Genomic DNA, 13,453 nt, shown 5'->3' with positions numbered 1-13,453 from the left:
GGGCGTGAGCGCCATGGACCGTACCGGCGAGACCGCGCTGCTGCGCTCGCTCGTCGACGTCCCGTCCGTCTCGGGCACCGAGGCCGCGGTCGGGGCCTTCCTCGCCGCGTCGATGGACCGGCTCGGCTTCGACACGCACGTCGACGCCGTGGGCAACGTGCACGGCTCGGTCGGCCCCGCGGACGGGCCGCACCTGCTGCTGCTGGGCCACATGGACACCGTGCCGGGCGAGGTCCCGGTCCGGCTGTCGGGCGACGTCCTGTACGGGCGGGGCGCGGTCGACGCGAAGGGGCCGCTCGCCGCGATGGTCTGTGCTGCGGCCCGCCTCGCCGACCGTACCGACGCGCGGATCACCGTCGTCGGCGCGGTCGACGAGGAGCGCACCTCGGTCGGCGCCCGCCACCTGGCCGGCCTGATGCGCCCGGACGCCGTGGTCATCGGCGAGCCGAGCGGGGCCACCTGCGTGGGCATCGGCTACAAGGGCGTCTTCCGGTTCCGGATGACCGCAGAGCAGCCGGCCGCGCACACCAGTTCGCCCGAGGCGACGGCCGCGGAGATCGTCGCGGACTTCTGGTTCGGCGTACGGGAGTGGCTGCTGCAGCGGTACGGGCCCGGGACCGCGAGCGCCCTGTTCGACCAGGCGCTGCCCTCGGTCGTCGCCATGGGCGGCGGCCTGGAGGAGGCCTGGATCGAGGTGTCGTGCCGGGTGCCGGTGCACTTCGACGCCGCCGCCTTCCGGGCCGCGCTCGACGAGCTGGCGGGCGGGCGGCGGATCACCGTCGTCGAACACGTGGAGGCGGTGCGGTCCTCGCGCACCGACCCGGTGGTCAAGGCCCTTTCGGCCGCGATCCGCGAGAGCGGCGCCCGACCCGCGGCGAAGCTGAAGCTGGGCACCGCCGACTGGAACGTGGTGGGCCCGGTCTGGGGGGTGCCGACGGCCGCGTACGGCCCCGGGGACTCCCGCTACTGCCACACCGAGGACGAGCACATCGCTCTGCCGGAATACCTCACTGCCATCGACGTCCTGACGGCGGCGCTGCCGCGGCTGGCGCAGTCGGTGGCCCTGCGCACCACGACCGGTGCCCTCAACGGAATGGGAGGCGGCACGCCGTGAACACACGACGACCGCTGGCGGTACTGACCTCGCGCGTACGGCTGGAGGAGCGCCTGCTCCTGGCCGAACTGCGCAAGCGGGACATCGAGTTCGAACAGCTCGACACCCGGCGCCTGACGTTCCAGCTCGACGGACCGGGCGCACTGCCCTACCGGGGCGCGCTCAGCCGGGAGATCTCGCACACCCGCAACGCGTACGCGAGCCGGCTGCTGGAGCACCTGGGCGTGCCGGTGCTCAACAGCTCGCGGATCATCAACCTCTGCGGGGACAAGCTGCTGACCACCCTCGCCCTGCGGGAGGGCGGACTGCCCACCCCGCGCGCGATGGTCGGGCTGGTCCCGGACGCGGCGCTGGACGCCCTGGACGACTTCGGCTACCCGGCCGTGGTCAAGCCGCTGACCGGCTCCTGGGGCCGGATGGGCGCCCGGCTGCACGACCACGAGGGTGCCGAGGCGATCTTCGAGCACCGGGCGGCCCTGCCCGGCCCGCACCACCAGATCACGTACGTCCAGGAGTACATCGACAAGCCGGGCCGCGACATCAAGGCGTACGTCTTCGGCGGCGAGGTGGTCGGCGCGATCTACAAGATCTCCGAGAACTGGCGGACCAACACGGCGCTCGGCGGCCGTACCGAGGTGTGCCCGCTCACCGACGACCTGGTCAAGCTGCTGACCGCGACCGCCGAGGCGATCGGCGAGGGCGTCCTCGGCGTCGACGTCATCGAGCACAAGGACGGCCGGATGGTCGTCAACGAGGTCAACCACACGCCCGAGTTCCACGGGGCGATCGAGGTGCTGGGCACCGACCTGGTCGGCGCGTACGTGGACTACGTCATGGCCCGGCTCGCCGTCTGGGACGCGCAGTGAGCCCCGCGACCGGCCGGCTGGCCCCCCTCCCGCTGGCCGGCCCGGTGCCCTTCGACGGCCGGATGCTGGAACTGCCCCGCGGCCGCTACGACTGGCTGCACCTGGAGGTGCGCGCCGCCGCGCCCGCCGAGGTGACGCTGTGGCTGCACTTCGCCGGGGGAACCGACCCCGAGACCGCCGCGATCCCGGCGGGTGCGTCCGTACGGCTGCGCGTGCCGGTGACCCGACGCGACGAGCTGGAGCGCGTGCGGCTGCCCGAGCGGGAGGGGCTCGTACTCCTCGCGCTGACCACCGTGGCACCGGCTCCGGCCGGTCTGCCCGATCCCCACGAGAGCGGTCTGGTGACGACATGAGCGGCACACTGGCGATGTTCGGCGGCGCCAAGACGCTGCGCCGGCAGGACATGGGCAAGGAGCTCACCGGCTGGCCGGTGATCACCGAGGAGGAGCACGCCGCGGTCCGCGGCGTGCTGGACGGTGGACTGTTCACCTCCAACGACGCCGGACGCGGCGAGGTGTCCGCGCTCCAGCGCGACTGGGCCGCGTACACCGGGACCCGCTACTGCGCGGCCGTCTCCAACGGGACGGCGGCGCTGGAGCTGGCGCTGGCCGCGCTCGACCTGGAGCCCGGCTCCGAGGTGCTGGTGCCCGCGCTGACCTTCATCGGGACCGCGATCCCGGTGGTGCAGCGGCTGCTGGTGCCCGTCTTCGTCGACGTGGACCCGGTCACCTTCACGATGGACCCGCAGGCGGCCGCCGCGGCGGTCACCGAGCGGACCCGGGCGATCATCGTGGTGCACCTGCACGGCCTGCCCGCCGACATGACGGCGCTGCGGGCCCTCGCGGACAGCCGCGGGCTGAAGCTGATCGAGGACGCCGCGCAGGCCCAGGGCGCCGAGTACCAGGGCCGCCGGGCCGGCTCGATCGGCGATGTGAACGCCACCAGCCTCAACGTGGTCAAGAACCTGCCGACCTGCGGCGAGGGCGGTCTGATCACCACCGACGACGAGGAGCTGTACGAGCGGATCGTGCTGCGCCGCCAGTTCGGCGAGGACCTGCGGGCCGGCAAGGACCGCGACTACATCTCGCGGGTGCTGGCCGGCAACGAGAAGCTCAGCGCGGTGCAGGCCGCCTTCACCCGGCGCCAGTTGGCCCGCCTCGACGAGTACCACGCGCTGCGCGCCAAGAACGTGGAGTCCTTCCTGGACCGCATCGGCCGGCTGCCGGGGCTGCTCGCCCCGCAGGTCCCCGCCGACCGTACGCACGCCTGGCACATCCTGAGGCTGCGGTTCTCCGCGGCGGGCCTCGGCCACCCCGAGGTCTGCGACGGGGCGCTGCGCGCGGTGCTGCAGCGGGCGCTGAAGGCGGAGGGCGTGCCGGTGGCCCCGTACCAGGTGGTGCCGCTGCCGGGGCAGCGGGCCTTCCGGGAGCTGTCCGGCTTCGGCGGCTACCCGTGGCGGATCGAGGGCGCGGCGCGGCCGCGCCACGACATCCACGAGTTCCCGGTCTCGCTGGCCGTGATCGAGGACTCGCTGACGATCCAGCGGATCCACCTCAACCCGGCGGCGGGCCCGGTCCTCGACCGGTGCGCGGAGGCCTTCGAGAAGGTCTGGGACCGGATCGAGGACCTGCTGCCGCTGGCGCGGGCCATGGAGTACCGCCCGCCGTGGCACGCCGCGGTCAACACCCCTGAGGAGAGCGCGTGAGCACCCTGCTCGAACCGCCCGCGACGACGGCCGCTCCGACGGTGGCCGCTCCGACGACGGCCGCTCCGACGACGGCCGCTCCGGCGGGGGCCGCTCCGGCGGGGGCGGCCGGTCCCGCGGACCTGGCGGACCTGGCGCACGAGGTGCGCGAGCTCGTCCTGCGGATGGGCACCACCGCGCACGGCACCCACGTCGGCGGCAGCCTGTCCGCGGCCGACGTCCTGACCGTCCTGTACCACGAGGTGCTGCGGCTGCGGCCGGAGCAGCCCGACTGGGCCGACCGCGACTGGTTCGTGCTCAGCAAGGGACACGCGAGCGCCGCCCTGTACGCGGTGCTGGCCCAGCGCGGGTTCATCGACCGGACCGAGCTGGCCACGTACGGCGCACCGGGGAGCAGGCTCGCCGGGCACCCGCTGCGCCGGCTGCCCGGAGTGGAGTTCCCCACCGGCTCGCTCGGACACGGCCTGTCGCTGGCCTCGGGGGTCGCGCTGGGCCTGCGCCGCACGGGCCGGCCGGGGCGGGCCTTCGCCCTGCTGGGCGACGGCGAGCTCCAGGAGGGCTCGGTGTGGGAGGCCGCGATGAACGCGGGCCACCACGGGCTCGACAACCTGGTCGCGGTGGTCGACCGCAACGGGCTGCAGATCTCGGGCTCGACCGAGGAGTGCGTGAGCCTGGAGCCGCTGGGCGACCGCTGGCGCAGCTTCGGCTGGGCGGTGGCGGAGGTGGACGGCCACGACCTGGGCGCGCTGCGCGAGGTGTTCGCGGCCCTGCCGGACAGCGCCGGGCGGCCGACCGTGGTGCTGGCGCGGACGGTCAAGGGCCGCGGGGTGCCGTTGTTCGAGGGCAAGAAGAAGTCCCATTCGGTGCAGCTGACGCCTCGGCTGTTCCAGCGGGCCCTGACCGGCCTGAACGCGAGGAGGGCACGATGACCGCCACGATGCCGGAGACGGCCGCGCAGCTGCCCGGGGCCGCCGGAGCCGCTCAGGCCGCCGAGCCGACCTGGCAGGAGCGGTACGGAGTCGCCGCGCGCGAGGTGTACCGCCGCACGCTGCTGGAGCTGGCCCGGACGGACCCGCGGATCATCTGCGTGGACTCCGACATGGGCGGCCTGGAGACGCTGTTCGGCGAGGAGCTGCCGTCGCAGTACGTCAACGTCGGCATCGCCGAGGCCAACCTGATGGGGGTCTCGGCGGGGCTGGCGGCGACCGGGCTGCTGCCGTACGCGAACACCCTGTCGGGGTTCGCGGCGGCCCGCGCCTGCGAGCAGGTGAAGATCGACGTCGCCGGGAACAACCTGCCGGTGCGCATCGTGGCGACCCACGCCGGGCTGTCGGCCGGGCACTACGGGCCCACGCACCACGCGGTGGAGGACCTGGCGATCCTGCGGACGCTGCCGAACCTGACCGTGGTGGTGCCGGCGGACGCGGTGGAGACCGAGTACGCGGTGCGCGCCACGGCGGACCTGCCGGGGCCGCTCTTCCTGCGGCTGGGCCGGGCGGCGACGCCGCTGGTGCACGAGGAGCCGTACGAGTTCACGGTCGGCAAGGCGCGCGAGCTGCGGGCGGGTACGGACGTCACGATCGTGGCGACGGGCCCGTACCCGGTGTCGATGGCGCTGGAGGCGGCGCGGGAACTGGCCGCGCGGGGAGTCTCGGCCCGGGTGCTCAACATGCACACGATCAAGCCGCTGGACCGGGAGGCCGTGCTCGCGGCGGCGCGGGAGACCGGCGGGATCGTCACGGTGGAGGACCACCTGGTGGCCGGGGGCCTGGGGGCCGCGGTCTGCGAGGTGGTGACGCAGGAGGCGCCGTGCCGGGTGCACCGGATCGGTGTGCCGGACCGGTTCTTCGACCACGTCGCCGACGAGCGGCAGTTGCTGGAGCTGGCCGGCATCAACCCGGCGGAGATCGCCGCGGCGGCGGCCCGGCTGGCCGCCGCCCCGCGATGAGCGGCCCCTGGATAGGTGCCATCGCAGCGCTGATGTTGTTGCTGCCAGGAGGGACGGGCAGCGCGTTAGCGGCTCCTCGCGCGGATCCGCCGCGGCCGAAGGCCGCGAACTGCGCCGGGTCCTTGATCATCTGCTGGGCGATCGCCTTGGCGCTCGTCGGGGCCGCCTGGGCGGGGACCGTGGCGAGCATGGAACCGGCGACGCCCAGGGCGACGACGGTGCCCGCGAGGGTCTTCTTCGAAGCGGCGATGCGGCGGATGACGGAGTTCGACACGGATGAGCCTTCCACAGGGGACAAGGGGGTCGCGGCATGCCTGAGGCATGCGTGAGCCACTCACGCGGTGGAGAGGGGTTCGTCGGCGGCGGGGTGAAGCACCCGTGCCGCCCGGCGACTCATCCAGTTCTACAGACGCCCCGACCCCCTGGCAACGACCCGCCCTACTAGCGGCCTTCGCAGTGGCGGCCCTGCCGTCCGCGGGGGCGCACCGAGGCATCCGTCCAGGTGGGAGCGGGTACGAGGACGCGGTACCCGGCCCCCGGAAATCTACTATCGCCATTCGTATGTGATGTGGGCCCTATGGGGCGGGTCACCCCCGGGGCACCCGGATCTCACCGAACGTCATCGGTCGTACCCCTTCGGGGGGCCATCGAGGAGGCCCTGGTAGTCGACGGCCCGGCCCTCATCGGGGTTCTTGGGCGGCCAGCCGGCAGGCGCCGTTCGCAGCTCCGCCCGGCACCCCGGCCGCGGTCAGGCCGCTCACGCAGCCCTGGAGGTCCCCGCTCACCCCTCGGGTGCACGCCGCTGTGACGGCGTCGCCGGCGCTGCCACCGGCACTCGCCTGGCCTGCCATCTGCACACAGGCCGGGATGTCCGCCTGGGCGGCGGGGGCGGCGAGTGCGCCGCCGAGGGTGAGGGTCAGGGCGAGGCCGGCGAGGACACCGGCAACGCGGGTGGACGTACGCATGGGACGCACCTGCTTTCCGGGATGGTGACCCGGCCCGGCCACGGCTGTGCCCGGGCCGGGTGGAAGGGGGGTGCCGGACGGCGCCCGGAAGGTCCTTCCCCCCCCAGCGTGCGCGGACACCGGCGTGACCGCGAGGCACGGACGTCCCGGGGCGCTCGGCCATCAGCCCGGGAAGCGCGGCCACCAGCCCAGGGCGCGGCCATCCGGGCGGGGCGCCGGCGTCCGCACGGCACGGCGCCCCGGGGGTGTTCCCGATGCCGGGGACGCGCAGCCGGTGCGCGCTCCAGGGCCGGTACGAGGCCCTTCAGGTGGAGGCCGCTGTGGGGAACCTGTCCGGCAACGACCCCGCGGCCCTGGAGTTCGTACGGCAGGACCAGGCCCGCAAGGCCGTCGCCGAATGCCTGGCGGCCACGACGACCCTGTGGCTGCCCCTGTACGGGGTGGGGGTCGCGGTGCTGGTGGGGGGGCGGCCGCCTGGTTCCACGACCGGACCCGCGCCCGGTCCGGGTCGGACCCCGCCGGGTAAAGGGCTGTCCTGCGCCCGGGGTCCGACGGGATTCCGTGGTGTCGGTGGTGTGTCGGGGGCTGTCGGTCCCGCGTCGGTGGGGGCTGACACCTTTCGAGAGGTCCGGCCGGGCGTCCGCCCCGGCCGCGATTTCGGGAAGGGGATCCGTCATGCACGACGTAGTGATCGTGGGGGCCGGGCCGGTGGGTCTGACCCTCGCCTGCGAGCTCGGACTCGCGGGCTGTTCCGTCCTGGTCCTCGAGCGGGAGCCGGAGCCCGGCTCCGCGATGAGGGCGGCCCCCCTCGGGATGCGGGGCCTGTCCGCCGCATCGGTCGAGGCGTTCTACCGGCGCGGGATGCTCGACTCCCTGCCGATCGCTCCGGGCTTCACGGAAGGCGCGAACGGGCCGTCCGTCCCGCGCCGCGGTGGCCATTTCGCCGGCATCATGCTCGACCCGGCCAAGCTCGACGGCGCCGCCCTGCCGTACCGGCTGCCGAGCCCGGCACCGGGACTCGTGATGACCAACCTCGCGGAGGTCGAGGCGGTCCTGTCCAAGCGGGCGGCCAAGCTCGGGGTGGACGTCAGGCGCGGCGTCACGGTCTCGGCCGTCACCCGGCACGATGAGGGCGTGGTCGCGCAGGCCGGCGCGGAGGCGTACGAGGCGCGCTGGCTCGTCGGCTGCGACGGCGGACGCAGTACGGTGCGCAGGCTCGCGGGCTTCGAATTCGTCGGCACCGAGCCGCAGTTCACCGGCTACACCATGCATGCCACGATCGCCGGCCTCCAGGAGCTGCGCCACGGGTTCAACCTGACGCCGACCGGCATGTACATCCGGATGCCCATCGACGGGCACATCGGCGTCATGGACTTCGACGGCGGCGCGTTCGACCGCTCGCAGCAGCCGACGCGCGAGCACCTCCAGGCCGTACTGCGCCGTGTGTCCGGCACCGACGTGACGCTGACCGAGGTCCACACCGCCTCGAGCTTCACCGACCGGGCGATGCAGTCGACGACGTACCGGCAAGGGCGCGTCCTGCTCGCGGGCGATGCCGCTCACATCCACTCCCCCCTCGGCGGGCAGGGGCTCAACACCGGCATCGGCGATGCGGTGAACCTGGGCTGGAAGCTGGCGGCGACCGTCCACGGGCACGCGCCCGACGGGCTTCTCGACACGTATGCCGGCGAGCGCCATCCGATCGGCGCGGCGGTGCTCGACTGGTCGCGCGCCCAGGTGGCGATCATGCGGCCGGACGCGCACGGCCGGGCCCTCCAGGGTGTGGTCCGCGATCTGATCGGGACCACTGAGGGGACGACCTACGTGTTCGGGAAGTTGTCGGGATCGTGGATCCGCCACGACCTCGGCGGCGAACATCCGCTCGTCGGCCGCGACGCGCCGGACTTCCTTCTGGAGGCCGGCACTCGCCTCGGCGAGCTGATGCAGGACGGACGGGGCGTCGCGCTCGATTTCGGCACTGCCCGGCCCCTGCACGCTTCGGCCCGTCGCTGGGAGGGCCGGATACGGTATGCCGCCGGTCCGGCCGCCGACGACCTCGGGCTGGGTGCCGTGCTGGTCCGGCCCGACGGCGTGGTCGCCTGGGCCGGTGAACGCCACCCCGATCGTGCAGGGTTCGAACGGGCCGCGGGCCGCTGGTTCGGCAGTCCGGCGCTCTGACGGCGGTGCCCCGGCCGGGGCGCCGCCGTCGCCCGCACCCCTCAGAGGCGGTGGATGCGGTCGATGCCGTACCACTTCGAGAGACAGCCGGCGACCCAGTCCCGCTCGTAGTCGGAGGTGAAGAAGGGCTCGGCCAGGCTTCCGATGTACAGGGGCCGGTACCCGAGGTCGGTGGCGCCCTGCGCCGCCGCGCTGCGCATGCGGGCGTTCTGGGCGTCCCAGGCCACCGCGCGGGTGACCGTGGCGGTGGTGAGCTGCTGGACGTTCGGGACGAGCGCGGCCAGCGCGGCGAGCGCCAGGGCACCCGCGGCCGTGACGGCCGCCGACACGACCGCCGGCGCGTTCCGCCGGCCTGCGAGGGACCGTCCGGCCCGCTCCCCCAGCAGGGCGCCGTAGCCGCACAGCGCCAGTTCCATCGGCACGAGGTAGTTCGTCCACGTACGGGCGTACGTCCATCCGGTCGGCCCGTACCCGCTGCGCAGGCCCAGCACCACCGCGAACGAGCCGAGCACCACCACCGGTACGGGCAGCAGCAACACGGCGGCGAGCATCGGCCGCGACACGGACCGGTGCCTCCTCCACGCCGCGAGCGCGGGGGTGCGCAGCCCCGCCCCCAGGCCGAGGAGGACGCCGACGGCGACGGCGCCGAGGTAGGCCCACTGGCCCGTGACGGCGTCCCACATGCGCAGCCAGTCCTGGAAGGTGTCCGATAGTTCGCCGGCGGAGAGCATCGACTCCCGGTCCGGCTGCTGGGCGCGGCGCCACCGGGCGCCGGGGGACGTGTAGAGCACGATCAGACCGCACAGGAGTCCCGCGCACCAGAGCACGCACCAGGTGAAGGTGCGCCAGGTCCGCGCGAGCCCCGCCCGGGGCAGGGCCAGCAGGCCGACGCAGACCGCGAGCAGGCCGCTGACGAGGGCGAACGGCTCGCTCAGGGTGCCGAGCGCGAACGCGATGACGAACGCGGCGGCGAATCCGGCGGCGCGTGCGGGGGCCCGGGGCCGGCGCACGGTCCAGACCGCCAGCAGGATCGCCCACACCCCGATGACACTGGGGATGGTGTGGGAAATGGTGGCCGGTGCCCACAGCAGTACTTGGTAGCTGCGGGTGCCGGCGTAGTAGACGAGTGCCTGGACGGCCAGGGAGCAGGCGGTCAGCGCCATCACCGTCACCACCCCCGGTCTCGTGCCGAGGAGCCGGAGGAACTCGCGGCCGAGCAGGACGAGACCGACCGTGAAGGTGACGGCGATGACGGTGGGCAGGACCTTGACTCCGGCGAGCCCGTCGCCGTAGACGATGCCGCTCAGGAAGGCGTTGGTGATCCGCCCGTTCTGGGTCGTGTAGAAGTCGGACGTGATCCCGAGGACTCCGAGGTCACGGGACTTCCACGCGGCGCACCAGTCGTCCGACGTGGGCCGTACGTAGAGCCCCAGGAAGCACCCGACGGCGATGAGGGCTCCCGCAGCCGCCACCAGGGTCGCGCCCGCGCCCAGCAGGAGCCGGCGGACGAGCGGACGGCGGACGAGCGGACGGCGGCCGCTCGCCCGCCCCGCGCCCGCACCTTCGCCCTTGTCCTCGCCCTCTCCCTCGCCTTCGCCTTCGCCTTCGCCCTCGCTCGACGCAGTACTCATTCACCATTCCTTCGCCGGGTCCGGTCACACCAATGTGCATGGTGTGTCGCCGACCGGCATCCGGGGTCACCCGGGTGGCGGGCGTGCCGTGCGGGCCCCGCAAGCCTCGACCACGATGGGGACTCCGGGCTTCCGCACGCGCGGAAGCCGGACGGAGGGAGCGGTGATGCCTGCTGTCCGGCTCGTTCGCTGGGCGGCCGTCACGACGGCCGCCGCGTGCGTCGCCTTCCCCTTGTCGGCCGCGGGACCCGCCGGTGCCGGGCACACCGACGCACGGCGGCCGGTGTTCCTCGTCAGGCCCGTGGGCCACCGGAGTCCGGTCGACGCCGTGGGCAGCTACGCGCCCCTGTCGGTGCTCGGCGCCCCCACCGTCGGGCTCCTCTCCAACACGGCCGCCACCGAGGGCATCACACCGGCCACCGCCCAGGGCGCGGGGTACATGGGGCGGAGCAACGTACTGCGACTGGCGTCCGGCCGGTGGAAGTACGTACCCCACGGCAGGACGGCGTCGGTCGTGGTGGCCGCCGGTGATCCGGCGGCCCGGCAGCAGATCGCGCAGAGCGGTGCCTGGCTGGCCGCGGGCCGGGTGCCGGGCGGCTCGCCCGCGCAGCGCGCGGCGGCCGAGCGGGCCCTGCTGACCATGCGCGCCCTGCTCCGGCCGAACGGCGCCATGGCGGCGGGCTGGTCCCCCGGCTGGATGTACTCCTGGCCCCGCGACTCCAGCTTCGCCTGCGCCGCGTTCGCGCACACGGGCCACGAGGCCGAGGCGTACCGGATCCTGCGCTACAGCGCCGCGACCCAGCGCGCGGACGGTACCTGGGAGGCGCGCACGAGGCTCGACGGCTCGGGGCCGCCGGACGGCAGGCGCTGGCAGCTCGACGCCAACGGCTGGGTCCCCTGGTCCGCCTGGCAGTGGTACCAGACGGCCCCGCGGACCACGCGCCGGGCGCGGCTGGCCGGCCTGTACCCGATGATCCGCAAGGCGGCCGACCACGCGGCGGCCTCCCTGCGGGCGGACGGGCTGCCTCCGGCCTCCCCGGACTACTGGGAGCTGATGACCGCCACGACGAACATCGGTACGGCCGCGCCCCTGCTCGCGGGGCTCAACTCCTCCGCGGACCTGGCCCGGGAACTGAACCGGCCGGGCGACGCGGCACGCTGGGCCGCTGCCGCGCGGCGGCTCTCCGCGGGCATAGCCGAGAAGTTCGCCCCCCTCGGCTATCAGCGCACGGTCGACGGACAGCACGGCCGCGACAGCGCGGCCGCCTTCATGGCGCCTCCGTTCAACACGGCTCCGGCCGACCTGCCCCGGGCGCTCGTCGCCACCTACCAGGCACTTCTGCTGCCCAACGGGGGTCTCACGCCCGGGAACGACCGCACCGCGCCCTGGGGTGGGAACGCCTGGACGCCCAGTACCTCGTTCTTCGCCCTCGCGTGGGCCGGTACGGGCAGGCCGGCGAAGGCGCGGCAGGTCCTGGACTGGGTCCTCTCCAAGAGGAACCCGCTCGGTGAACTGCCCGAGAAGGTGGACGCGACGGGCAGGCCGTCATCGGTGGCGCCGCTGGCATGGACGGGCTCGATCACCGTGCTCACCCTGGTGGCGCTCGACGGCAAGGGGCTCCCCACACCGCCCTCGTGAACGGCCGGGGAGCGACCCGCGCGCCCGCGGGCGTAGGCTTCGCCGAGCACGGGCGCGACGGGGGCGGAGCACATGACACAGACGAACAAGACGGCACGGACGTGGGCTTCGACCCTCGACTCGGTCGTGGTGTACGCGCAGGGGGCGGTCTGCCGCCGCCTGGCTCGCGGCACCGTGCCACTGGACACCCGGCTGCGGGTGAGCGGACTGCCCCGCTCCCTGGACCCGGATTCCCTGCGGGCCCGTGTCCTGAACGCTCCCGGAGTGCGCGTCACGGAGGCCCGGGTGGAGGTCGAGGCCGAGCCCCTCGGCGCGGGCGTACCCGACGCGTTGCGCCGCGAGGTCGTGCGGTTGCGCGAGGAGTGCGCCGCGGCGCAGGGCCGCCTGGAGCGCCAACTCGCTCTGATCGAGGAGGTCAGGGGTCTGCGTCCGGTGCCGCCGGAGCGCAGGCGCGGGGACCCTCACCGCCGTACGCCCGTCGACGCGTGGCTGGAGCTCGCCGAGTTCGTCGACGCCCGGCTGACACGACTGCACGCGCGTCTCGCCGAACTGGAGGAGGCCCGCCGCCTCGTCGAGCACGAGCTTTCCGTCGCCGCGGACAGGCTGGCCCGCGCCTCCACCGATGCGCCTGCGGCGCACGTGGAGACCACGGTGTGCGCGGTGCTGACGCTCGACCGCGCCGCTGATCCGGAGACACCGGAATCGGAGCGGGAGCCGGAACTGGAATGGGAGCTGGAGCTGGAGCTGGAGTACGCGGTGCCCGGGGCCGTCTGGGCGCCGGCCTACCGTCTCACGCACCGGCGGGGCGAGGGCTCCGGCCGTCTCCTCCTGCGCGCCTCAGTCGCCCAGCGCACCGGCGAGGACTGGACCGGCGTGCGCATCGCCCTGGCCACCGCCGACCTCCGGCGCCGCACCGACCTGCCGAAGCTGCGCTCGCTCCGGATCGGACGCCGTCAGCCCGCCCCCGCACCGTCCGGCTGGCGCGAGCCCCCGGCAGGGCTCGCCGACCTGTTCGCCGGCTACGAGGCGGCCGGCCCCCGGCCGGCCCCGGCCTCCGTACCCACGGCCGGCGCGCGTCCGGCCGTCGGGGCCGGCTCCGCGCCCGGTTCCCTGCCGCAGCCGCCACCGCCGCCCCCCGTACCCGTACCGGTCTCGGCACCGCCGCCGGCACCTCAGGGTTACGGCGCGCCGCCCGCCGCGCTCCCGGTCCCCGGCGGCGTCGACGGCGTCGCGCTCCAGGGCTTCGGCGCCGCCGTACCCTCCCCCGCGCCACCGGCCGCCCGATCGCGGGCCGCAGGCAGGCCGGGTGGCGGCGGAGGCTTCGCCGTGCCCGCCCCCGCCCCCGCCCCCGCCCCGATGGCATCCGCACCGATGGCGCCCGCGGCGGGTGGCGGGGCCCCGCCACCC

The 13,453-nt window shown here is 74.5% G+C and carries 12 protein-coding genes; 9 read left to right on the top strand and 3 right to left on the bottom strand.

What is annotated here, in order from left to right; all coding sequences use genetic code 11:
- Positions 1 to 13: 13 nt before the first annotated feature.
- The 6 genes from K7B10_RS36130 to K7B10_RS36105 are packed head-to-tail and all read left to right on the top strand — an operon-like array spanning position 14 to position 5,633.
- Positions 14 to 1,114 (top strand): M20/M25/M40 family metallo-hydrolase, encoded by a 1,101-nt coding sequence (locus tag K7B10_RS36130; protein ID WP_229345685.1) that lies wholly within the window; start codon positions 14 to 16, stop codon positions 1,112 to 1,114.
- Positions 1,111 to 1,980 carry a lysine biosynthesis protein LysX gene (lysX, locus tag K7B10_RS36125; RefSeq protein ID WP_229343261.1) on the top strand — a complete coding sequence of 290 codons (870 nt, stop codon included), beginning with the start codon at positions 1,111 to 1,113 and terminating at the stop codon, positions 1,978 to 1,980. The genes K7B10_RS36130 and lysX overlap by 4 nt, the downstream gene beginning before the upstream one ends.
- Complete coding sequence (locus tag K7B10_RS36120; RefSeq protein ID WP_229343259.1) at positions 1,977 to 2,333, top strand: hypothetical protein; 357 nt, start codon at positions 1,977 to 1,979, stop codon at positions 2,331 to 2,333. Before lysX ends, K7B10_RS36120 begins: the two co-directional genes overlap by 4 nt.
- Complete coding sequence (locus K7B10_RS36115; RefSeq protein WP_229343257.1) at positions 2,330 to 3,685, top strand: DegT/DnrJ/EryC1/StrS family aminotransferase; 1,356 nt, start codon at positions 2,330 to 2,332, stop codon at positions 3,683 to 3,685. The genes K7B10_RS36120 and K7B10_RS36115 overlap by 4 nt, the downstream gene beginning before the upstream one ends.
- A complete protein-coding gene (locus K7B10_RS36110) occupies positions 3,682 to 4,614 on the top strand; it encodes a transketolase (RefSeq protein ID WP_229343255.1) in 933 nt (310 codons plus the stop codon). The genes K7B10_RS36115 and K7B10_RS36110 overlap by 4 nt, the downstream gene beginning before the upstream one ends.
- Positions 4,611 to 5,633 carry a transketolase family protein gene (locus K7B10_RS36105; protein ID WP_229343254.1) on the top strand — a complete coding sequence of 341 codons (1,023 nt, stop codon included), beginning with the start codon at positions 4,611 to 4,613 and terminating at the stop codon, positions 5,631 to 5,633. The genes K7B10_RS36110 and K7B10_RS36105 overlap by 4 nt, the downstream gene beginning before the upstream one ends.
- Here K7B10_RS36105 and K7B10_RS36100 read toward each other — a convergent pair.
- Both K7B10_RS36100 and K7B10_RS36095 read right to left on the bottom strand, forming a co-directional pair.
- On the bottom strand, positions 5,578 to 5,907 hold the full coding sequence (locus K7B10_RS36100) for a lytic transglycosylase domain-containing protein (RefSeq protein WP_229343252.1): 330 nt from the start codon (positions 5,905 to 5,907) through the stop codon (positions 5,578 to 5,580). The genes K7B10_RS36105 and K7B10_RS36100 overlap by 56 nt on opposite strands.
- A gap of 406 nt (positions 5,908 to 6,313) precedes the next feature.
- Entirely contained in the window at positions 6,314 to 6,598 is a 285-nt protein-coding gene (locus K7B10_RS36095; protein WP_229343250.1) for a hypothetical protein, read from the bottom strand.
- 675 nt (positions 6,599 to 7,273) lie between these two features.
- Here K7B10_RS36095 and K7B10_RS36090 point away from each other — a divergent pair.
- On the top strand, positions 7,274 to 8,776 hold the full coding sequence (locus K7B10_RS36090; RefSeq protein WP_229343248.1) for an FAD-dependent oxidoreductase: 1,503 nt from the start codon (positions 7,274 to 7,276) through the stop codon (positions 8,774 to 8,776).
- A gap of 41 nt (positions 8,777 to 8,817) precedes the next feature.
- On the opposite strand, the gene K7B10_RS36085 is transcribed toward K7B10_RS36090, so the two are convergent.
- Positions 8,818 to 10,407, bottom strand: coding sequence for a DUF6056 family protein (locus K7B10_RS36085; protein WP_229343246.1), 1,590 nt, complete (start codon positions 10,405 to 10,407; stop codon positions 8,818 to 8,820).
- Between the two features lie 166 nt (positions 10,408 to 10,573).
- On the opposite strand from K7B10_RS36085, the gene K7B10_RS36080 reads away from it, so the two are divergent.
- Together K7B10_RS36080 and K7B10_RS36075 are read left to right on the top strand one after the other, a co-directional pair.
- Positions 10,574 to 12,046 carry a glycoside hydrolase family 15 protein gene (locus tag K7B10_RS36080; protein ID WP_229343244.1) on the top strand — a complete coding sequence of 491 codons (1,473 nt, stop codon included), beginning with the start codon at positions 10,574 to 10,576 and terminating at the stop codon, positions 12,044 to 12,046.
- 72 nt (positions 12,047 to 12,118) lie between these two features.
- The coding region (locus tag K7B10_RS36075; protein ID WP_229343243.1) for a DUF4139 domain-containing protein at positions 12,119 to 13,453 on the top strand (1,335 nt) is incomplete at its 3' end.

The sequence above is a fragment of the Streptomyces flavotricini genome (assembly GCF_020639365.1).
Classification (GTDB): Bacteria; Actinomycetota; Actinomycetes; order Streptomycetales; family Streptomycetaceae; genus Streptomyces; species Streptomyces flavotricini.
Note: the sequence above shows the minus strand (reverse complement) of the source record. Positions and strands in the feature narration are given on the sequence as shown.